Raw genomic sequence first — 21,728 nt, 5'->3', positions numbered from 1 at the left:
ACCTAAATTATACCACTTTTTCCATTTTAGTTCATAAAAAAAGGCCATTTCGGAATGACCTTCTTAAACAATATATCTATAAAATTTCTTATCCACCTGCAACACTGGAAAACTTTTTGGCAACTCGTCTATACTCACACTTGTGAAATTATTCTTTTCATAAAAACGATGCGCTGCTAAAAATTTCACTGTCGTTCCTAAGTAAATATCTTTCAGCTCTTTATTCTCAGCCCACGAAATTGCTGTTTGGAGCAACTTATATGATGCGCCCCACTCTTTTCCGCGAAACTCTTTTTTTACGAACATTTTTCTTAGCGCTACTTGCTGATTCTCAATATCTAATAACGCCACTGTTCCAACTACTTTATCATCATAAGTTGCAACCCAAAAGTTTCCATAATCCCTTTGATAGAACGTTTCTATTTCAAGTAAGTCTGGCTGTTCTTCTTTCGTAATGGGAACATTGTACTCTTTTTGCTGAATATGAACGATAAGATCTACTACTTCATCTTGAAACGTACTTTCATACGGAATAATGCGTATCTTCTCGTTCATCGGATTTCCTTCCATTCTGAAGCTAGTAAACTATATACAGCGATATCGTGAAAATGATCGTATAGCCATTCATCATCTCTTAAAATACCATCTAACTTAAAACCTAAACGCTCTGGAATAGCGCGGCTTTTCACATTTTCAACACCGCATCTAATTTCCATTTTATTTAATTTTAAATTCTCAAATGCATAGTGAAGTACAGCCTTTACGCTACGCGTCATAATGCCTTTCCCGCCACCATCTTCTGCAAGATAATATCCGAGACTTGCCGCTTTCTTCCCCCAACTTACCGGGTGAATGCCTACCATCCCAACGAGCCTTCCTTTATAACGTATACCACTTTCAAAACCGTCTCCCTCTGCAAACTTCTTTAACCACATCGGACAAATCTCATCATACGCACCAGCAGATTTTACCCCATCTACCCAAGGAAGCCATCTTCGTAAATGATTACGGTTTTGGTCTATTAATTGATATAGGTCCTCTTTATGATGCTTCTCTAATAACTGTAATTCGATTTCATCGTCTACTCGAAGTGTGAACATGTTTTTTAGCTCCTTTTAGTTTTCTTATTATTCTAACACTTACAGGTGTAAATTGTTAAATATTCACACTTTTTTTCGGTTTTATTTGTATAAAACCAGAAGAATACACTACACCTGTAACAACTAATATCATTCCTACAGATTGTGCGGGCGTTATATTTACTCCTTCAATAAAAGAAATAATCATTGTAACAACAGGTACTAGATTAAAAAATAAGGATGTTCTTGCTGCTCCAAGTTGAGCGATTCCATTATTCCACCATAAGTAACCGAGCACGCTCATTCCAATTGCCATAAAAAGAATCGCTCCCCAAGCTAACAAAGGAATTTCCAAAACTGGTACTATATTTTTTTGAGTGGAAGATATGATAATAAAGGCAATGGCACCAATAGTCATTGTGTATGTCGTCGTTTGTATTGGGCTACTAGTTTTAATAAGCTTTCTGCCTAGTACACCGTATAACGCCCAGCAAATATTCCCTAATAAAATATAAAAATCTCCTTTTGAAAATGATAAGTTTTGTAGTATCGTAAACGAACCTTGTGTCAGTACAAAAACAACACCAAGTAATGCAAGTAACATCCCAATACCTTGGCGTTTTATAATTTTTTCTCGTAAAATAAAACTTGCTAACAGCGTCGTAACGAGCGGATTCGTCGCCATAATCAGTGCACCATTCATAGCTTCTGTATGTTTCATACCTAAAAAGAAAAAGAAGTTAAAACCAAATACACCAACAATACCTAACAAAAAGTAATAAGCCTTATTCTCCCTCCATACCTCTACCTCAAAATCTTTTCGTATTTTTAACAAACATAACATCACGAATGCTGCAATTCCAAAGCGCCATGCTGCTATATGAATTGCTTCGAAATACTGCACAGCATATTTCGAAGCATTAAATGTCCCACCAGTGCAAATCGCAAATCCAAGTAGCTGAGCATATACTTTATTTTTCATTGTCAGCCTCCGAATTTTCTCCTTCTAGAAAACCGTAATAAATTTCTAGCTTCTCCTCCGTTAGCTGAACAACTTTTTGCAATTGTTCCTGCTGTTCTTTTAATCGCTCCAAGTGAGTTGTTAAAATTGAAATTCTCTTTTTTACTTTCGCTGGCACTTCCTCTTTCCTCTGCCTAATTTCCTCTATAATACATCCATCACTTGCAAACTCAGCCATCTCTTCTAATGACATTCCAGTTTGTTTTAAAGAATATAAAAATTTTAATAGGCGTACATCACCTTCTGTATATTGGCGAATCCCGCTATTTCGCGTTGGTGGTGGTAATAATCCTAATTTCTCATAGTAACGCAAAGTATGAATGCCCATCCCAGTTAATTCTGCTACTTCACCGATTTTATACATGTTCTCTCCCCCTTGTTTTTATATTTTCATCTTACAACCTAGAGTTAGCTCTAGGTCAATACACAAATAAAAAATAACTATATACGATTGATATCTAGATATGAATCATATATAGTTAAAGTATGGAAAAAAATGATAATTTTATAATTCAATTACGTAAAGGTGTTTTTGATCTCGCTATTTTGTCTTTAATAAGTAAACAACCTATGTACGGATACGAAATTACAAGTGCATTACAAGATATCCCTGTGTTTCATATCCCAAACGGTTCGATTTACCCCATATTAAATCGAATCACGAAAAACAATTGGGCTGTTTCCTATTGGGAAGAGTCCGGTGATGGTCCAAAAAGAAAATACTATCGCATGACAGACGAAGGGAGAGAAATTTTAAATAGTCGCTTACATGATTATGATGCAGTGTATCATGCTCTAATGTTACTAGCTAAAGGAGAGGATAAAAAATGAACAAGGAACAATTCTTTTCAAATGAACTCATTACTTCTTTCTTACACGATCTTCATAAAGGTTTAATGAACTTACCTGCGTCAGCAAGAGAACAACATGTGCTAGAGATCAAATCGGATTTATATGAAAATGCATTATGTAAAGAAAGCGAAGGGGTACCATTAGAAATCATTCCTTCACAAGTAATTGAAGAATTTCTTCCTCCAAAAGAATTAGCACAGGAAATTGCAGTAGAATATACAGATGTTATTCAAGATGCACAGCAATCTACAAATACATTTATTAAATATTATTCCGGCCTATCTATCGGTCCACTCGGCGCTTTATCAGTGCCTATTGTACTTGGTTTTATAAATTTTTCTGCTAATTTACCATTTTTACTAGCCTTTATTGCAAGCAACATTTGGTTTATCTTTAGAGAAAACCATTGGAATATAGATTTATTAAAATACTTTAAAACAATTATTTTCATCAGTTCAAGACTGCTAATTGCTCTCCCATTCAGCTTTTTCGCGATTCGAATTATGATAACAAAACAATTCGACATGTTTTCATTCTATTATTTAATCGGATATGTACTTTTTAGTTCAATTTATATCATTTTGTTAAAACAACTATACAAAAAAAATAAACAATACCAACATATCAACGCTTTTTAAAATATATCGAGCACAACAAAAAAGACGCATAGCCACCGCTATGCGTCTTTTCTATTACTTCTCTGCAACTTGAACTTCTTTTACGTAAGCTGCTTCGAATTTTTGGATGTCGCCTGCGCCCATGAAAATTAGAACGCCGTTTTTATGTTTCTTTAATACATCCGTTGTTGTATCTGTAATTAGTTCTGCACCATCAATACGCTTTTGCAGATCTTCAATTGTTAATTCACCTTTATTTTCGCGTGCTGATCCGAAAATATCACATAAGTATACTTGGTCAGCTTTACTTAAGCTTTCAGCGAACTCATCTAAGAACTTTTCTGTACGTGAGAATGTATGTGGCTGGAATACAGCGACAACTTCACGCTCTGGATGCTTTTGACGAGCTGCTTCAATCGTTGCATTAATTTCTGTCGGATGGTGTGCGTAGTCATCGATAATAACTTGCTCTCCCATTGGCTTTTCATTAAAGCGACGTTTTACGCCTTCAAAAGTTGTTAGCTGATGCTTAACTGCTTCTACATCAACGTTTTCATAATGGCAAAGCGCGATTACTGCTAATGCATTTAATACGCTGTGGTTGCCGTATCCTGTAATTTTGAACGTGTCATAGTACGTATTACGAACGAATACATCGAAAATAGTACCATCTGTTCTCTTTTGAATGTTACGTGCTTGGAAATCATTATCTTCTCCAAATCCATAGAAAATAACAGGTACTTTCGCTTGAATTTTTTGAAGTTCTTCATCATCTCCACATGCAATAATGCCCTTTTTCACTTGCAATGCCATCTCTTGGAATGCATTGAATACATCATTGATATCTGAGAAATAATCTGGATGATCAAAATCAATATTTGTCATAATCGCATAGTCTGGATTGTAAGACAAGAAATGACGACGATACTCACAAGCTTCAAATACAAAATACTTACTATTTTCTACCCCATGCCCTGTTCCATCTCCAATAAGGTAAGATGTAGGGTGTGCACCTTGCATTACATGGGCTAACAAACCAGTTGTTGATGTTTTTCCATGCGCACCAGTTACAGCAACACTTGTGTATTGGTTCATAAGGTCACCTAAGAAGTGATGGTAACGATGTACTGGGATGTTTAATTCTTTTGCTGCTACGATTTCTTCATGCGTATCAGGAAATGCATTTCCTGCAATAATCACTTGTCCTTCTTTTACATTATTTTTATCAAAAGGAAGGATCGAGATATTACGCTTTTCCAACGCTGTTTGTGTAAAGAAACGCTTTTCATAATCAGACCCTTGAACAGTATGCTTCATGTCATGAAGAATTTGAGCTAATGAACTCATTCCTGTTCCTTTAATTCCTACAAAATGGTAAACTGTCATCTTAAAGAACCTCCAACATTTCGAACTAATACAACGGCCTATCTATAAGACAGTATATGAATCTTTTCTTATTTTGGTAATCATCATACATTTTTGATGTAGTGAAGTTATTCTTCCCTTCACTTATCAGGATAAACTCGTACGTACTTCTTTTTTATGTCCATAACAAATCCATTATAGCAAAAAAGAAGCCGCTATACTATGATAACAGAAAAACTGATAGGGTCAATCACCTATCAGTTTTTCTCTCTTTTACATATCTTCTCTTTTTTCTAATTGAACACGCTCTAAACGTGGGTTTGGACGATATTTACGACCAGCTTTCGCTTCTGGTTTTCCATTTAATTCTACGTTATCACCAGTAAAGCCAATATTCATTTTTAATAAGCTACTTCCTACTCCGTATATATCAACAGGTACGTTTTGAGCTTCAAATTCACGAATACGCTTCTCATCAAATCCACCAGTTACAACGATGTCTACATGCTGGAATCCTTCTTCATCAAGTGCTTTACGAAGTGCGAATACAAGCGATGGGTTTACACCACGTGGATCGAATGTTCCAAGTACTTCTGGGTGGCGAATGAAGTATTGATCAATCATCGTACGCGACGTATCTACACGTACACCTTTTAATGTTGATCCAAATTCACGCGCTACGCGAAGTGCATCTGTAATGACATCATTATTGTAATCAATTAATACAACTAATTCATCTTCTGGGAATTTCTTATGATATGCTTTTGCCGCTTCCACAACATCACCATTAAACATTTGAATTAATGCGTGAGGCATTGTCCCCATACCACTTCTGCCCCACCATTCATTCATCGCATGCGTCGCTTGTGCGCTCATACCTCCGATGTATGCTGCATAACCGTCACCAGCTTGTTGTGTATAATGATCATCACGGTCTCCCATGAAAATAACTGGTTTTTCTTTATCTACGCTACGCGCAGCTTGGACAACGTTATAAACGTTTGTCGCAACTGATGTACGACGAGCTAAAATCCCATCAATGACACCTTCTAAAAATCCGAAATTTTCATAAGGACCATGAATTGTTAACACTGTTTCAAACGGACTAATATTATCGCCATCTTTTAAAGAGTTAATTTCAAGTTCCTCAGGATTTTTAGCGAATGTTTGTAGCAACGCAATCACTTCATCTGTTCCGCAAAGAACTGCATTTTCCTTTTGGAAAAATTGCATCGTTACAACACTTTTCGGGCGAAATTCTTCAATAATTTCTCTAGTCTTTAAAAAGTAAACGGCAGAGAACCAACCTTCTCCAACACGTTCGTCAAATTTAAATGTTCTATTTGTTAGTCTATTTATTTCACCTTTTAATTTTAATTCAATTTCTTTCATGTCGCTTTACTCCCTACTTTACTATCCAACATTTTCTCTTAGTATACAGCAAAACCGTTTACTATACATTTGTTTCCTGCATAGCAGCGAATTCATCCTCAGAAATAAGGACATCTCTCGGTTTCGTTCCTCTTCCTTCAGAAATAATCCCTTGCGATTCCATCTCTTCAATGAGACGTGCCGCGCGATTATAACCGATACGGAATTTTCGCTGTACAGAAGATGTGGACGCTCCCCCTTGTTCTACAACAAATTGACATGCTTCAAAGAACAATTCGTCTTCCGACTCAGCCTGTTCTGTTTTCGCTAATAAATCCTCTTGCTTAAATAAGTAATTCGGTTTCATTTGCTTTTTCACATGATCAACTGTCTTTTCAATCTCATCATCCGATACATATACACCTTGTACACGAACAGGCTTAGATGTACCGTTCCCTAAGAATAACATATCACCACGGCCAAGTAATTTCTCCGCGCCACCAATATCGATAATCGTACGCGAATCAACTTGAGATGATACAGTAAACGCAATACGCGTTGGAATGTTTGACTTAATTAGACCGGTAATAACATCTACAGACGGACGCTGTGTCGCTACTAATAAATGAATACCACAAGCACGTGCTTTTTGCGCAATACGACAAATCGCTTCCTCAACATCACCAGGTGCTACCATCATTAAGTCGGCTAACTCGTCAATGACAATAACGATATAAGGCAATGTCTCTCCTGGAATTTCTCGCCCACTTACAATCGTATTGTAACGAGTTAAATCACGAGCCCCTGCATGCGCAAACAATTCATAACGGCGCTCCATTTCTTCAACTGCCCACTTTAATGCAGCTGTCGCTGCTTTTACATCCGTAATAACAGGTGCTACAAGATGCGGAACAGAATTGTATGGTGCAAGCTCCACCATCTTCGGATCGATTAACATTAACTTCACTTCATGCGGTTTCGCTTTATATAAAATGCTCGTTAAAATTGCGTTAATACACACACTTTTACCAGAACCCGTTGCACCCGCAATAAGTCCATGTGGCATTTTTCGAATATCCGTTACAATTGGATCACCTGAAATATCAAGTCCTAGCGCAACTGTAAGCGGTGATTCGCTCTTTGTAAACACAGGACTTCTTAAAATTTCACGAAGAAATACTGGCTTACTTTCTTTATTTGGAACCTCGATTCCAATCGCACTCTTCCCTGGAATCGGTGCTTCAATACGAATATCTTTCGCTGCTAAGCTTAACTTAATATCATCACTTAAGTTTGTAATTTTATTTACTTTCACACCTGGGTCTGGCTGTACTTCAAAACGAGTTACTGCCGGACCTTGCGATACATTAATAACATGTGCGCCAACATGGAAATTATTAAACGTTGTATCTAATAATTCTTTCTGTTCATCCAACCATTGCGTATTATCTAACGCTGCTTGCTGCGGAATCGATAGCAATGTTAATGGTGGAATTGCATATGTCGGTGGTGTTTGCAATACATTTCGCATATCGTTCTCTCTTTGATTTACAACATATGCTTTCTCTTGTACTTCCGTACTTGAAATTGGCTTTTGTACTTGCTCTACCACTACTTGTTGCACTGGCTTTTCTTCCACTTGTGATTCTACCACTACTTGCTGCACTGGTTTCTCTTCCACTTGTGGTTCCACTACCTCTTGTTGCACTGGTTTTTCTTCCACTCTTGATTCTACCACCACTTGCTGCATTGGTTTCTCTTCCACTTGTGGTTCTACTACCACTTGCTGCATTGGTTTTTCTTCCACTCGTGATTCTGCCACCACTTGCTGCATTGGTTTCTCTTCCACTTGTGGTTCTACTACTACTTGCTGCATTGGTTTTTCTTCTACTTGTGATTCTACCACTACTTGCTGCATTGGCTTTTCTTCCACTTGTGGTTCCACTACCACTTGCTGCACTGGTTTTTCTTCTACTTGTGGTTCCACTACCACTTGCTGCACTGGTTTTTCTTCTACTTGTGGTTCCACTACCACTTGCTGCACTGGTTTTTCTTCTACTTGTGGTTCCACTACCACTTGCTGCACTGGTTTTTCTTCTACTTGTTGTACAGGCTTATTCTCTACTCGTTCACTCATAGAAGATTGCATTGCATTTGCTCTAGCCGCATGTCTTTCCATTAATCGCGTTCTGTCTTGTTTCAACATAACAACATTAAATGGTACGTGACGCTTCTTCTCACGTTTTGGTTCTTCTTTTTGGACAACTGGTTGTTCTTCTGCGACCGGTGCTTCTTCTACAACTTGTTGTTCTTCTGCAATCGGTGCTTCTTCTACAACTTGTTGTTCTTCTGCAATCGGTACTTCTTCTAAGCTTTGAACATCTTTCTGCGTTTGTTCATCAGCCTCAGCAACGTGTATGAATCCATTCTTTTGTTCAATTGCTTCATCTAACAATATTTCTTGCTGCGTTTCCTCAAGTGCTACAGGTTCCGCTTCTTCTTGCTCTTCTGCTTCTGTAATTACTTCCAATTCTTCTAAATCTTCCGTTTCTGCAATTACTTCTACTTCTTCTTGCGCTTCTGCTTCTTCTTGCTCTTCTGTTTCCGCAATTACTTCTACTTCTTCTAAATCTTCTGTTTCTGCAATTACTTCTACTTCTTCTTGCGCTTCTGCTTCTTCTTGCTCTTCTGTTTCCGTAATTACTTCTACTTCTTCTAAATCTTCTGTTTCTGCAATTACTTCTACTTCTTCTTGCGCTTCTGCTTCTTCTTGCTCTTCCGCTTCTTCTTGCTCTTCTGTTTCCGCAATTACTTCTACTTCTTCTAAATCTTCTGTTTCTGCAATTACTTCTACTTCTTCTTGCTCTTCTGCTTCTTCTTGCTCTTCTGTTTCCGCAATTACTTCTACTTCTTCTAAATCTTCTGTTTCTGCAATTACTTCTACTTCTACTTCTTCTTGCTCTTCCGCTTCTGCAACTACTTCCACTTCTTCTGGCGCTTCTGCTTCTGCAATTACTTCCACTTCTTCTGGTATTTCCACAATGATTGTTTCTTCAAGTTTCTCTTCTGCTTTAACAATCACTGATTCTTCTGGAGCTTGCTTTTCTACTTCAATAGTAGGTTGTTCTATTTCTGTATTACGTTTAGTTTCTTCTAATAATATTGTATCCTCGTGCTCTACTTTAGAATCTACTAATTCTGCTTGTAGAGTGTTTTTGGCCACTACATCACTTTCTTGCTGAAGTAATTCAGCCGCTGGAACTTCCTGCGGTGCACTAATTTCTTGAACCACTTCTTTTTCTTCTACTATAGGTTCTTGGCGTTCAATTTCATAACCGTTTTTCTCTAACCATTGATCGACAACTGACTTTTCTTCCTTTTTATTTTGTTGATCTCGCTGATCAACTCCTTCATGACTGGAAGAATTCGTTACTTGTCCTTCTGAGAAATCAGATAATGCATACCCTTTTTTCTCTAACCATGCATCAACGACTGATTTGCCCTCTACAGATATTTCAAGGTCTTCTCTTTCCTTTTCTTCCTCCTGCTTTTCTACCTTTTTCTCTACCGAAGGACGATTATATCCATAAATTGGCGAAATCATTTCTGTTGGACGAAATGGTCTACGGTTACTTTCTTGCGTAGGTACAGATGCTTTCTTTACGACAGGCTCTCGCTCCGGTTCATATTGCATTTCCGGCTCTTCATATGTAGAAACTACCTTCTCCACATACTGTCGTCTACTTCTTTCCACTTGGATTCCTCTTTGAGTAGGCTGATTTTCATATGTTACAGCTTGAACAGGTTGTTCTTCAAAATGCCCTGTTTCTATAACATCCTCTTCATCGAACCCATTATCCGGTACTAATGGAAAACGGCATTTACCTGCATTCCTACTTGCCATTTGTGCTTCTCTTGCTTCAGTGTAGTGGTTTACGCGAGGAATTTTCGGCTGACTTTCAACTTGCTTTAACACTTCTTTATTCATCGCTGTTTGTTCTTCCTCTTTGTTAAACAGCTTTTTCATCCAATCTAACATGTTTACCACTCTTTCTACTAAATAGTAACATCCTTTATTGTATCAGCATTCGGCAAAAAGTGCAGGTAAAATTAAGCATGTCATATTTATCCATAACATTCTAATTTACGAGTATTTTCATACAGAAAAACGCACCCTTACATATAAGACTGCGTTTAAGCTTTACTCTTCCGATATTCCTCTACACTATCTGTTACACTTTGCAATAAAGAATTTACATACTGCGAGTCAGATAATTTTTTATCTTCTTCAGGATTTGACATAAACCCAAGTTCTAATAGTACACCAGGTACTTTGGACCAATTAAATCCAGAAAGATCATCCCTGAATTTAATTCCATTCACTTTCACTTGCTGATTCTCTCTCATTTTATTTACAATCGTTTGAGAGATTTGAAGACTTTCAGCATAAATCTCTTTCGTGTACGGACTTCCTTCTGCCGGCGTTAATACAGCAAATCCACTTTGATCCGGATTTTCAGAACCATCTGCATGAAGACGTAAAAACAAGTTTGCCTTATGATCATTTGCAAATGTCGCGCGCTCTTTATTACTTATATCCACATCTTGTGACGTTCTCGTCATTAATACTTGCATTCCCTTTGCTTCTAACTTTTCTTTTAATACGAAAGCCATTTCTAATACGAGAACAGCCTCTCTTTTTTTCGTCACAACACCAGTTGTACCATCTGTCACTTTATATTTTTGCGTCGCTGCTCCTGGCCCAATCGGTTCTAAATTCAAATTCGCTTTTTGTTGATGCCCTGGATCAATAACGACAAGAAACTTTCCTTGTTTTTCATTACTCTCTACTTTTTGTTCATTATTTTGTAGCGGTTGCTCAGTTGGCTGCACTGGCGTCGATTCCTCTTTCTTTTCTTCGGCCGGCACTTCCTCCTGCTTCTGCTCTACTTGCTCATTCGTTTGTACTGCTTGCGGTTCTTCTTTCTGTTTTTCTACCGGTGCGTCTTCCTTATTATCTTTGTTTGCTTCCTGCATAGAAGATGTTACTTCTTGTTTCGGCTCTTCTTGCGAACAACCACCCATATATATTCCAATGAATGCAATCATGCTCATTATTTTTATATACTTCATGTTTTTCTCCCATCACTTTGCACCGGTCTCAAAGTTTTTCTTATAATTGTTTTATAACCTCATCCATATTTCCAATATGAACGGGTTGCCACGTTTCAGTACCACGCTCTGCCGTATAAACTAAATACTTATCATCAGACACATTTACGAAAACTGGATCCCCCATATCTGTTTCATATCCGATAACAACCCATTCTTCTTTCCATTTTCCATGTTCTTCACTTATTAATGAATTTTTATGTTTATCATATCGATAACCGATTTGTCCTTTTTCTAATTCATTTTCACTAAACAAATATATTTCATAGGAACCTAACTCGATATCTTGCTGTTTTGAAGTTTCAATTCGTTTCAGAAGTTCTGCAATTTTTAGTTGTTGTTTCATACGTCTATCCCCTTCTATTTTTCTAAATTTTAACTAGTTTGTTTATAAAATACAATATAGATTTTAAGAAAAAAGGTGACATCCTTATGAATATGAACGGTTTTCTACATATATCTATTACAACTCACAATATATCAACGATTCAATAGAAAAGAGAGGCTGTCCAAAAGGACAACCTCTCTTGTTTTACATCAATTAAAATTTGAACTCTTGTCCAACTTCAAAGCTATCTTCTAATACAAGAATACCTTTTTCTTGTGGAGCATCTGGAAGCTCTAATTCACGTGCTGAGCAAATCATTCCAGAAGAAGGAACGCCGCGAAGTTCAGCTGGTTTAATTAGCATACCGCTTGGCATTACAGCGCCAATTTTTGCAACGACAACTTTTTGTCCTGCATCAACGTTCGGTGCGCCACATACGATTTGTAATGTTTCTGTACCGATTTCTACTTTACAAATGTTTAACTTATCAGCATTTGGATGCTTCTCTTTTTCAGCTACATAGCCTACAACAAATTTCGGAGAAAGATCTGCTTCTACTGTTTCTTCAAAGCCGTTCTTCGCTAAAATTCCGTTGATTTGTTCTACAAGCTCTTTCGTTAACGTTAAGTTACCTGTTTCTTTTACTTCTAAGTAAGAAGATGCATTAAAGATGTTGAATCCTGCTGTTTCGTTGCTTTCACGATCATATACGCGTGCAACATCTCCTTTGCGATCAAAAGTACGGTTCTCTAAAGTAATATCTTGTAAGGCAACAATTAGAGTGTCACCAATTCCTTCAAGGTTGTAAAAAACGTTCACTTCGTTCATCCTTTCTCTTTTCCATCTGTCTTCTTCCGATTTTTCGCTAAAATAAAGATTGGTTCAAAGTCCCCATCTTCATATACGAATGAAAGTGATGTAATCGGAACATGCCCTTCGGCAAAAAATTTCATTGTCATTTGTGCAATAATATCATAACCGATTTCGTTGACGATATCAGCAATAATTAATACATCTTGGTGAGGAACAGCAACAACCATGTCACCAGAAATCTTTTCACGCATCGATTGTAGTAACGATTCGTTTAAAATACGAGTCGCATCATACCCATCATTTGTGTTTAAGAAGTAGAATGTATTCCCTGCTACTGTGTCTTGTTTAAATTCATAACCTAATGAACGAGCGTTGAATAATGCCATTTCACGCACTTGTTGCTCTGTCAGTTCTAATTTTTGTAATAGACGTTCATCAATTAATCGATACGTTTTATTCGAATCTAACGCGTAGTAAATACGTGTTTCCGCCGTATGATCCGTCATAATAAACGGATTTCCTTCTTCTGCTTGTTTCGGGAAAGAAGTAGAGCGAATAACAGGTAAAATTTTCGCCGCGCTATTTTCTTCTTTATGCATCGCAATTAACGCTTCTTGTACGTAATAAGCAACCTCTTCAATTGCTTTTTCTTTATTCACTTCCCATTTTGCCACAACTCCTGGAAGCGATACGTTAATACCTTTTTTCGAGTCTTTTTGCTCTATACGTAGAACTTCTTTCTCGCTATCATACTGAAAGTCCCATTCTGGGCGAGATAATTTCTTCATTAACTCGTCTTTCATCTTTTTACTTGTCATCTTCATCTCTTTTTCCTCCCTTCCAAAAAAATAACCTCCCCCGCGAAGGTAGAGGTTGTTTTACAATTCAATTGGCAAATTGCCTTATTTTAAACCTTCAATGAACTCTTCGATTTGTTCTTGTGTTTTACGGTCTTTGTTTACATAGCGACCTGTTTCTTCACCTTTATTGTACGCTACAAAGCTCGGAATGCCAAATACGTCTAATTTTACGCATAGATCAATAAACTCATCACGATCTACATAGTAAAATGAGAAATCACTATATTTCTCTTCTACTTCTGGCATAAATGGATCTACAAAACGGCAGTCAGGGCACCATTCTGCTGAGAACATAAAGACTACATTCTCTTCATTTTTTAATTGTTGGAATTGCTCCATGCTTTCTAATGATTTCATCTATATTTCCTCCTCTAACGAGTACATTTTTTCATGTTATAATCTTTCTTTTATACTACCATACATCGCGCATGGTGCAAGGTTTATGCTTGCTTTTCGTCATACTTATATTGCCCAACAAGTAACTTAACAACGTGTACAAATAATTCCGTACGGTCGACATAATCATCTGTAAAAATACCGATTGCACCTTCGTGACTACGAATGTCTTTTCTCTGCACAAACTCTTCCATCACTTCACTTAACTCTTTGCCATCTTCAAGAGGTGCTAAAAAATCGTCTGGTAACTTAATACGCGCCCCGCCTGCAATGAATGTTTTACCGTCACTTGTTGCTAGCGCGCCCCAGTTACACATAAATAAACCGTGCTCCGTTTTCATTACGCCGCCTTCTAGCCCAATACCAATTTGAGCTTCACCTTCTTGTAGCGCTCGCTTCGCTCTATTAACCGCTCCTTGCATCGTCTCTTCATCCGAAAACGGCTGGTTTGCTACTCCTGAAGGAACAGAAAGAGATGTAATTGTAGCATCATTCCAAACCTTCTCCACAGCTCCAACTTTCGTTTTATTCTTCGATCCAACTACTACTTTCATTTCATTCACCTCTATAAAAATTTATCATTTCGTTCTAATATCGGCTTCGGTACAAATTAAGTACGAACCACTATCACACACCACCGTGGAATCCCTTCTACCTATAAAAAAAGATGGCTTTCCACAATATCTTACTGGTCCTAAATAAAAAACAGGCTTCTTCTTTCTTCCTACCCACGTTCTTAATACACCATTCGAGCACCAATTAGGCACTGACCGCTCCCACACATGGATGGATCATCTATTCAACCTAAAAAAAGAAGGGTTTTTCGCCCTTCCTCTCTACGCGTTATTCTTAATTGTCTCTAACGTCGTTTTATCCGTTGCTCTTACAAGCTTCGTAATTAACTCTTTCGCTGCTGCATAATCATCAACATGTAAAATAGAAGCATGTGTATGAATGTAACGTGCGCAAACACCAATTACTGCTGATGGGATACCTGAGTTACTTGTATGTACACGGCCCGCATCTGTACCACCTTGTGAAATAAAGTATTGGTACGGAATGTTGTGTGTTTCTGCTGTATCTAAAATAAATTCGCGCATTCCTCTATGTGTTACCATCGTACGGTCGTAAATACGAAGAAGAGCACCTTTTCCTAATTGACCGAACTGCGTTTTATCACCAGATGCATCGTTCGCTGGGCTCGCATCAAGCGCATAGAAAATGTCTGGTTGAATCATATTTGCAGCTGTTTGCGCACCGCGAAGACCAACTTCTTCTTGTACAGTCGCGCCAGAGTATAATGTGTTTGGTAATGTTTCGTCTTTTAATTCTTTTAGTAATTCGATTGCAAGGCCACATCCGTAACGGTTGTCCCAAGCTTTCGCCATAATTTTCTTTTCGTTTGCCATCGGCGTAAACGGGCAGATTGGCACGATTTGTTGTCCTGGTTTTATACCAATTTCAATCGCATCTTCATAGCTGTCTGCACCTATATCAATTAACATATTTTTTATATCCATTGGTTTTGCACGTTGCGCGTCACTTAATAAATGAGGAGGAATAGAACCAACAACCCCAATAACAGGACCATTCTTCGTCATAACTTGTACACGCTGTGCTAATAGTACTTGGCTCCACCAGCCGCCTAACGTTTGAAAACGAAGCATCCCGTTTTTCGTAATTTGCGTAACCATGAAACCTACTTCATCCATATGACCTGCTACAAGAACACGTGGGCCAGTTTCGTCCCCTTTTTTCAGACCAAATACGCTACCTAAACCGTCTTGCACAATTTCATCCGCATATTTGCTTAATTCTTGCTTCATAAAACGGCGTACATCATGTTCGAAACCTGATGCACCTTGTAATTCTGTTAACGTACGAAATAATTGTAATGTCTCTTTATTCACGAAGTCCCCTTCTTTCAAACCTTAGTAGAATACCTCTTTTATTGTAACGAAATTTTCGAAATGTTTCTAGTTTCTTCTTTTTTAGCTGTATTTGCTTTATAATTATTATTGGTACACTATTTTTATTTTATAGAATTGAGGTGAATATATGAGCTGGAAAGGTTTAGTAGCAGGTCTTGGCGTTGGATTTGCAGCTGGTTATCTTGTTGCAAACAAAGTCCAAGAACAATCCCATATTTCTTCAGAAAAAGCATTGAAAATGGTGAAACAAGCATTAAGTCATAAAGGTGAAATTACTGGCTCTTGGGTACATATGGTTCCAGAGACATTTGAAAAATATGATGTCGCATATGAAGTTTATCGCGGCGGTCTTACAACGATGTTAGATGATATACAAGAACGATTTGAATTTTTAGTAGATGCTAAAACAGGTACTGTTTTAGAGGTTATAGCAGCATAAAAAGGAGGGTTCCCATTAGGTGAACCTCTTATTTTTTAATTGTGGATAGTAATTGAAATTATATCGGCGCAACTCAGTTTATATCAGCGATTTTTGAAATATATCGACTTACCGACAAAAACGCCAATAATAAAAAGGCTGCCCCAACAGACTTCTGGAACAACCTCCTCTTTTTATGCTTCTATACTCGTTTTCCGCTCTATTTTTTCTACAATATGCCCTTCCTCATTCCACTTTACTGCACGGTAATACGCGTCATGATAAAACGTAAACCAAGCATCGTTTTCAGCGCCGTACTTCATCCACTTTTGCTTATTTTCAATTGATGTCATTGGATAATCATCGTATGCCATTACCCATAGTACATTTTGATGGGCGTGCGTCGGCAATAAGTCTGCTAAATGAAGCATCGTTTCACCTTTGCTTTCTAAAGCAATAACTGCATGTCCATCACTATGACCGCCTGTATGCGCCATTTTTATTTCATCTGTAATTTCTATTTCTTTTTGGAACGTAATAACTTGATCTACAATTGGCTCCCAATTTTCCTTCCAATATGTATTGCGTGATCTAATATTTGGGTTCCTCATTTCATTCCATTCTATTTCGCTTACGTAAATTTTCGCATTCGGAAAAGCTGGTACAAGGTGATCACCTTCCCATTTTGTTAAACCAGATGCATGATCAAAATGAAGGTGCGTCATTAAAACGTAGTGGATATCTTCAGGCTTTAATCCTAGTTTTTCTAATGATTCATAAACCGATGATTCTTCTGTTACACCTTGATTCCGCTTCATCTTCTCATTCAATTTACCGTTTCCTATTCCGGAATCAATGAGCATATTTCCGTCTTTCGTTTGCAAAAGTAACGGATCTGTTCGTAAATAAATATGATTTGTATCATTATGTTTATACTTACGTGACCAAAGTACTTTCGGTACAACGCCAAACATTGCTCCTCCATCTAAATGTGTGTTCCCACCTTTTAGCCACGTCACTTTTATATCTCCAATTTGTAACTGTTCCATTACGCATCCCCCTTTTAAATTTAATTTTAACATAAAATTCTGATTATTTTAGCTGCAAAAAAACCTATGCATTACTGCATAGGCTCTGTACGATATTTCGCTTCCACTCGGTAAATACGATGACCTTTACTAGAGAATTTCTCTTCGTATTCAGTCATGATATTACCTTCATAATCACTATTATGAAGATCTAGGCTAAGGTAAGTTAGTAACATACCATACTCAGCCATACTCATTAGAGAGTATTCAAATAAACCTTGGTTATCTGTTTTGAAATGAATTTCTCCGCCTTCTACTAACACTTCTTCATAATTGCGTAAAAATGTTTTATACGTTAAACGACGCTTCGTATGACGTTTCTTTGGCCATGGATCTGAGAAGTTTAAATAAACGCGATCAATCTCACCTTTTGCAAAGAAAACTGTTAAATCTTCAGCATCTTTATTAATTAACTTTAAGTTCGGTAATTCTTCTTCAATTAATTTATCAAGTGCATCTACAACAACACTTGTGAATTTTTCAATTCCAATATAATTAATATGCGGATTTGCTTTTGCCATATCATACATAAAGCGGCCACGACCTGTACCTACTTCAATATGAATTGGTTGTTCATTTCCAAATACTTCTTTCCAATTACCAGCGCGCTCCTCTGGGTTTCCGATTACGATATGTGAATACTCATTAATTCGATCCATTGCATATGGTTTATGTCTTAAACGCATAGATGTTTCCCTCTCTTTACATAGCTATTTTAAAGGAATAATTCCTTCTTTCTGTTTTAATCAATCTACCAAACAAAAAACCAAGTACGTACGAGCACTCGGTCCGTTTCTTTCAAGTATAAGATGTACCATTTTGATAAAAACTACATACAGCATTAAACATTCCATGACGAAACAGCTTTTTCTCTTACATTTCTAGGAAGAGAAAAACAATCGAAAGGATGATCCGTTCATGCCAATTAATCAACAACATCAATTAGAAGTGCTGAAAGATATTTTAGTCAATCACCAAAGTGATTGTTGCGGGACAGTTTCTGAATGCGAGCAATTAGAGCGTCTCATTCAATCGTTACTCGCAAACGATAGTATAAGTAGTGACGCTAAAGCAATGCTAAACGATGTATATTCTTATAGTCAATCGGGTAAATCTTCCTCTAATTTGGACAACCACATTTCCAATAATCAAGAACAACTTACTCAGTGGATTGCTGGAATGGACAATTTTTCTTAAGTATTACTCTGAAGCAAGTAGTTGCTGTAAATATTGATGCCAATATTCAGCTTCTGCTTGCTGCTTTTTTGTTGTGTGCCATTGAATAGACAAAATCGTTTGCGCTATTACATACCACCTCATACGCCTAAGCAGCAATTCATCCATTTCAATATCATAATATTCGAGCCACTCGCTCCATTCGTGGCGCGGAATGTACCAATATAATAACATACCGAGGTCTAGAGCTGGGTCAGCAATTACAGCTCCATCCCAATCAATTAAAAACAGCTCATCTTCATCCGACAATAGCCAGTTGTTATGGTTTACATCACAATGGCATACAACGAATTCATTGTGTTCAATATCTTTTAATGAATCCATTAAATATTGAAGGCCTTGCTGAATTGCTTCATCATCCCTTATATCTCCTCTTAAAACAAGTTGCAGTTGTTGTAATAACTCTTGTGCGTGAAGCGGCTGCTTCCCAAGTCTTTGAATCATCTGTACAAGCGCTTTAGAGGAGTGTATTTTCTTCAAAAGTTTTGCAACACGTTCTAGTTTCATATCCTCTGGCTCTAGCTTCTGTCCCGGAAGCCATTTTTGAGCAGAAATTACATCACCGTTCGTTACCCTTCTTGTCCAAAGTAATTTTGGAACAATTCCTTCTGCTGACAATACCGCTAAAAAGGGCGATGTATTCCGCTTTAAAAATAACTTCTGTTGTCCGTTTTGCGCAATATATGCATCGCCCGTTACTCCACCAGCCGGTACAAGACTCCACTCTTTTCCTAATAATTGTTCCAACCATTCCATATTCATTACCCGTTAACAAATCCTTATCTTTTATAGTTATGAAAAGAAAAACCGCAACATTTCTACACATGTTGTGGATTCATATATTTTACTGTAAATGAAAAGAAAACTTGGCATAAGCCAAAAACTCTCTATTTTATTTTACAAAACCAGTCATAGAATGACAACTTATCAAAATCGTCACCTTTGTCAATTCTACATTTATTACATTCTCATCGTCAAGTAGCGATTTGTCACATTATCGTCAATATATACGTGCTAATTGGAGCGAGCCTAAGTTCCTTTCCTCTAAATGAAGAAATTGGCTCTATTTTTGCTTGCTTTTCGTTTACTAACACATGCCACGTTTCTTCTTTCGGAAGTTGCACCGTTTTAGCTTCTAAACCGCTATTAAATAAAACTATAATCTCTTTCCACGGTCCAAACGATTCTGCATGCTCTAGGTGATATGCAAGTACTTCTGGAGATGTTTGCAAAAAAGTCATGTGCTTTTTTATAAGATCTGCGTTTTGTAATCGGAATGCTCCATGCTCTTTACGAATCGCAATTAAACCTTTTATATAGTTAACGGTCTCTATCTCTTTCTCTTTTTGATCCCAATCTAATTGATTAATTTCATCATTTGCATTATAACTATTTTCATTTCCTTTTTTCGTACGATAAAACTCTTGCCCAGCATGTAAGAAAGGAATGCCTTGCGAAAGGATCACCATTGCGCTCGCTAGAAGGTGACGTTTTTTCAGAATCTCTTCTGGCTCTTCATTACTGCGCATTAGTTTATCCCACATCGTCATATTGTCATGACATTCTACATAGTTAATGCTTTGCACAGGCTCTAAAAACAAACCTGTTTCTTTCATACTCAAAAGGCTTCCTGATGCTATATACTGCAAATGATTACAGTCTACATGCCCACCAAATGCAAAACCACGTCTATTTATATGAAAGGTACTCCCTTTTATTCCATCACGAAATTGATCATTAAATTGCGCAATATACGGCATTTTCTTTGCATTATTTAAAGTTGCTTTCTCTTCGGCAGGAAGTGGTGTTTGCAGATCCCACCCTTCTCCTAATAACAAAGCATCTCGCTTTATGTTTCGCACTTCTTTTTCTATTATATTCATCGTATCGACATCTAAAATCCCCATTAAGTCGAATCGAAATCCGTCAACATTGTATTCAGTAAGCCAATATAAAATAGACTCTACAATGAATTTCCTCATCATTTTCCGTTCAGATGCTATATCATTCCCGACTCCCGTCCCATTAGAAGGCATGCCATCTTCACCATGCCGAAAATAATATCCTGGGACAAGCTTTTCAAATGATGATAACTCTCTTTCATACACATGATTATATACAACATCTACAATCACCCTAATGCCATGCTCATGGAATGTTTCGATCAACTGTTTACACTCTACTATCCTGTTATACGGATTAGAGAGGTCTGTAGCATAATATCCTGTTGGTACATTGTAATATAATGGATTGTACCCCCAATTATATGCAGAGGAAGGATTCGCCTCATCTACACCACCGAAACAATATAAAGGTAATAATTCAACATGTGTAACACCCAAATCTTTTATATGAGACAAGCCTGTTAACGTCCCATTTCGACCTGTTGTTCCTTCTTCCATTAGCCCCTTATATGTTCCTTTTTTACTCACTCCGCTACCCTGATGAATAGTAGCATCACGAATATGCAGTTCATACAATATGACATCTGTCATTGCCTGTAATGGTGGTAATTGCTCCTGCTTTGTTACATTTGTCTTTTCTAAATCGATAACAACGCCGTATTTCCCATTTACAGTCACTGACTTTGCGTAAGGATCCACCGCTTCATTCCATATTAAATTAATACAAACAAGAAATGTATACTTTGCCCCGGCTAAATCGCCTTGTAATGTATGAGTCCAAACTCCATTTTGTCCTCTGTACATTTCATGATCGGTATATTCTTTATCACTTTTATAAATCCTTACTTTCGCAAGCCTCGCAGTTGGAGCCCATACTTTAAATGTCGTTGCTTCTTTTTGATACACAGCACCTAAATCAGTACCTTCGTAATAATACTTTTCATCGAAAATCGCTGTTCTTATGACAGCACCTATTTGTAAATCTGTTTCTTCATTCCGTTCATCTCGTACTGTATAATACTTCCCCACATCTAGCGGCTCTTCTATAAAGCACTCATACTTCGTTGCATCCGGAAGCGCAATTGTATGAGCAATCGGTAAATCTTTCACGTTACTTCCTTCTTGCAAACGAAATGTCCGACTTGTTCCATACGCATGTGGGAGCAAAATTGTAATTTTATTCATTTCATCTAAATAGGCATCAAATGGACGTTTTACTTTCAACATAAAAAAATCACCATCATTCTTAAAGTTAAAATGAAACGAGCTGCAAATGA

The 21,728-nt window shown here is 37.3% G+C and carries 22 protein-coding genes; 4 read left to right on the top strand and 18 right to left on the bottom strand.

The features are described from left to right. Window positions 1-63: 63 nt before the first annotated feature. Genes K5S59_RS05095 through K5S59_RS05080 form a run of 4 tightly spaced genes read right to left on the bottom strand, consistent with a single transcriptional unit; the run spans window position 64 to window position 2,464 of the window. Window positions 64-555 (bottom strand): GNAT family N-acetyltransferase, encoded by a 492-nt coding sequence (locus tag K5S59_RS05095; protein WP_073516757.1) that lies wholly within the window; start codon window positions 553-555, stop codon window positions 64-66. After that, a complete protein-coding gene (locus K5S59_RS05090; RefSeq protein ID WP_120450939.1) occupies window positions 552-1,100 on the bottom strand; it encodes a GNAT family N-acetyltransferase in 549 nt (182 codons plus the stop codon). Before K5S59_RS05090 ends, K5S59_RS05095 begins: the two co-directional genes overlap by 4 nt. 55 nt (window positions 1,101-1,155) lie before the next feature. Continuing rightward, on the bottom strand, window positions 1,156-2,061 hold the full coding sequence (locus K5S59_RS05085) for a DMT family transporter (protein ID WP_120450940.1): 906 nt from the start codon (window positions 2,059-2,061) through the stop codon (window positions 1,156-1,158). Continuing rightward, window positions 2,051-2,464 carry a MerR family transcriptional regulator gene (locus tag K5S59_RS05080; RefSeq protein ID WP_097845553.1) on the bottom strand — a complete coding sequence of 138 codons (414 nt, stop codon included), beginning with the start codon at window positions 2,462-2,464 and terminating at the stop codon, window positions 2,051-2,053. The genes K5S59_RS05085 and K5S59_RS05080 overlap by 11 nt, the downstream gene beginning before the upstream one ends. Before the next feature lie 122 nt (window positions 2,465-2,586). Between K5S59_RS05080 and K5S59_RS05075 the strand changes: the two genes are divergently transcribed. Together K5S59_RS05075 and K5S59_RS05070 are read left to right on the top strand one after the other, a co-directional pair. After that, window positions 2,587-2,931 (top strand): PadR family transcriptional regulator, encoded by a 345-nt coding sequence (locus K5S59_RS05075; protein ID WP_120450941.1) that lies wholly within the window; start codon window positions 2,587-2,589, stop codon window positions 2,929-2,931. Then, window positions 2,928-3,590 carry an HAAS signaling domain-containing protein gene (locus tag K5S59_RS05070; protein ID WP_098258117.1) on the top strand — a complete coding sequence of 221 codons (663 nt, stop codon included), beginning with the start codon at window positions 2,928-2,930 and terminating at the stop codon, window positions 3,588-3,590. The genes K5S59_RS05075 and K5S59_RS05070 overlap by 4 nt, the downstream gene beginning before the upstream one ends. Before the next feature lie 54 nt (window positions 3,591-3,644). On the opposite strand, the gene murC is transcribed toward K5S59_RS05070, so the two are convergent. From murC to K5S59_RS05020, 10 genes are all read right to left on the bottom strand, one after another. Then, window positions 3,645-4,955 (bottom strand): UDP-N-acetylmuramate--L-alanine ligase, encoded by a 1,311-nt coding sequence (gene murC, locus K5S59_RS05065; protein WP_000219461.1) that lies wholly within the window; start codon window positions 4,953-4,955, stop codon window positions 3,645-3,647. A gap of 252 nt (window positions 4,956-5,207) precedes the next feature. Further along, window positions 5,208-6,326: a nicotinate phosphoribosyltransferase gene (locus K5S59_RS05060; RefSeq protein WP_000658380.1), complete on the bottom strand. Its 1,119-nt coding sequence runs from the start codon at window positions 6,324-6,326 to the stop codon at window positions 5,208-5,210. A gap of 61 nt (window positions 6,327-6,387) precedes the next feature. Continuing rightward, window positions 6,388-10,344, bottom strand: a complete 3,957-nt coding sequence (locus K5S59_RS05055) for a DNA translocase FtsK (RefSeq protein ID WP_220784042.1) — start codon at window positions 10,342-10,344, stop codon at window positions 6,388-6,390. A 155-nt stretch (window positions 10,345-10,499) separates the two neighbouring features. Further along, entirely contained in the window at window positions 10,500-11,438 is a 939-nt protein-coding gene (locus K5S59_RS05050; RefSeq protein ID WP_098872877.1) for an N-acetylmuramoyl-L-alanine amidase, read from the bottom strand. 40 nt (window positions 11,439-11,478) lie between these two features. Beyond that, window positions 11,479-11,823: a hypothetical protein gene (locus tag K5S59_RS05045; RefSeq protein ID WP_000813283.1), complete on the bottom strand. Its 345-nt coding sequence runs from the start codon at window positions 11,821-11,823 to the stop codon at window positions 11,479-11,481. A gap of 195 nt (window positions 11,824-12,018) precedes the next feature. Further along, window positions 12,019-12,633 carry a YtpR family tRNA-binding protein gene (ytpR, locus tag K5S59_RS05040; protein WP_001006763.1) on the bottom strand — a complete coding sequence of 205 codons (615 nt, stop codon included), beginning with the start codon at window positions 12,631-12,633 and terminating at the stop codon, window positions 12,019-12,021. Next, a complete protein-coding gene (locus K5S59_RS05035) occupies window positions 12,630-13,442 on the bottom strand; it encodes a DUF1444 domain-containing protein (RefSeq protein ID WP_000784600.1) in 813 nt (270 codons plus the stop codon). Before K5S59_RS05035 ends, ytpR begins: the two co-directional genes overlap by 4 nt. Window positions 13,443-13,520: 78 nt before the next feature. Beyond that, the gene (locus K5S59_RS05030) at window positions 13,521-13,835 is read right to left on the bottom strand and encodes a thioredoxin family protein (RefSeq protein WP_000838193.1); all 315 of its coding nucleotides are present in this window, start codon (window positions 13,833-13,835) and stop codon (window positions 13,521-13,523) included. Between the two features lie 83 nt (window positions 13,836-13,918). Continuing rightward, window positions 13,919-14,428, bottom strand: coding sequence for a DUF84 family protein (locus K5S59_RS05025; protein WP_000869963.1), 510 nt, complete (start codon window positions 14,426-14,428; stop codon window positions 13,919-13,921). Between the two features lie 282 nt (window positions 14,429-14,710). Then, window positions 14,711-15,784 (bottom strand): M42 family metallopeptidase, encoded by a 1,074-nt coding sequence (locus K5S59_RS05020; protein WP_002123132.1) that lies wholly within the window; start codon window positions 15,782-15,784, stop codon window positions 14,711-14,713. 148 nt (window positions 15,785-15,932) lie between these two features. On the opposite strand from K5S59_RS05020, the gene K5S59_RS05015 reads away from it, so the two are divergent. Continuing rightward, the gene (locus K5S59_RS05015; RefSeq protein WP_000118541.1) at window positions 15,933-16,244 is read left to right on the top strand and encodes a PepSY domain-containing protein; all 312 of its coding nucleotides are present in this window, start codon (window positions 15,933-15,935) and stop codon (window positions 16,242-16,244) included. A gap of 173 nt (window positions 16,245-16,417) precedes the next feature. Here the strand turns inward: K5S59_RS05015 and K5S59_RS05010 are convergent, their stop codons facing one another. Beyond that, complete coding sequence (locus tag K5S59_RS05010) at window positions 16,418-17,272, bottom strand: YtnP family quorum-quenching lactonase (protein ID WP_000436859.1); 855 nt, start codon at window positions 17,270-17,272, stop codon at window positions 16,418-16,420. Window positions 17,273-17,343: 71 nt separating this feature from the next. Then, window positions 17,344-17,997 carry a tRNA (guanosine(46)-N7)-methyltransferase TrmB gene (gene trmB / locus K5S59_RS05005; RefSeq protein ID WP_001239381.1) on the bottom strand — a complete coding sequence of 218 codons (654 nt, stop codon included), beginning with the start codon at window positions 17,995-17,997 and terminating at the stop codon, window positions 17,344-17,346. A 232-nt stretch (window positions 17,998-18,229) separates the two neighbouring features. Here trmB and K5S59_RS05000 point away from each other — a divergent pair, with 232 nt between their 5' ends. Next, complete coding sequence (locus K5S59_RS05000; RefSeq protein ID WP_001122236.1) at window positions 18,230-18,508, top strand: YtzH-like family protein; 279 nt, start codon at window positions 18,230-18,232, stop codon at window positions 18,506-18,508. Window positions 18,509-18,511: 3 nt separating this feature from the next. Here the strand turns inward: K5S59_RS05000 and K5S59_RS04995 are convergent, their stop codons facing one another. Further along, a complete protein-coding gene (locus tag K5S59_RS04995; protein ID WP_120450943.1) occupies window positions 18,512-19,309 on the bottom strand; it encodes a phosphotransferase family protein in 798 nt (265 codons plus the stop codon). Window positions 19,310-19,536: 227 nt separating this feature from the next. After that, on the bottom strand, window positions 19,537-21,678 hold the full coding sequence (pulA, locus tag K5S59_RS04990) for a type I pullulanase (RefSeq protein ID WP_098872876.1): 2,142 nt from the start codon (window positions 21,676-21,678) through the stop codon (window positions 19,537-19,539). Window positions 21,679-21,728: the final 50 nt, after the last annotated feature.

It is taken from the genome of Bacillus sp. BML-BC051, assembly GCF_019656175.1.
Taxonomy (GTDB): Bacteria; Bacillota; Bacilli; order Bacillales; family Bacillaceae_G; genus Bacillus_A; species Bacillus_A mobilis.
This window is presented reverse-complemented; position numbering and strand designations above follow the sequence as displayed.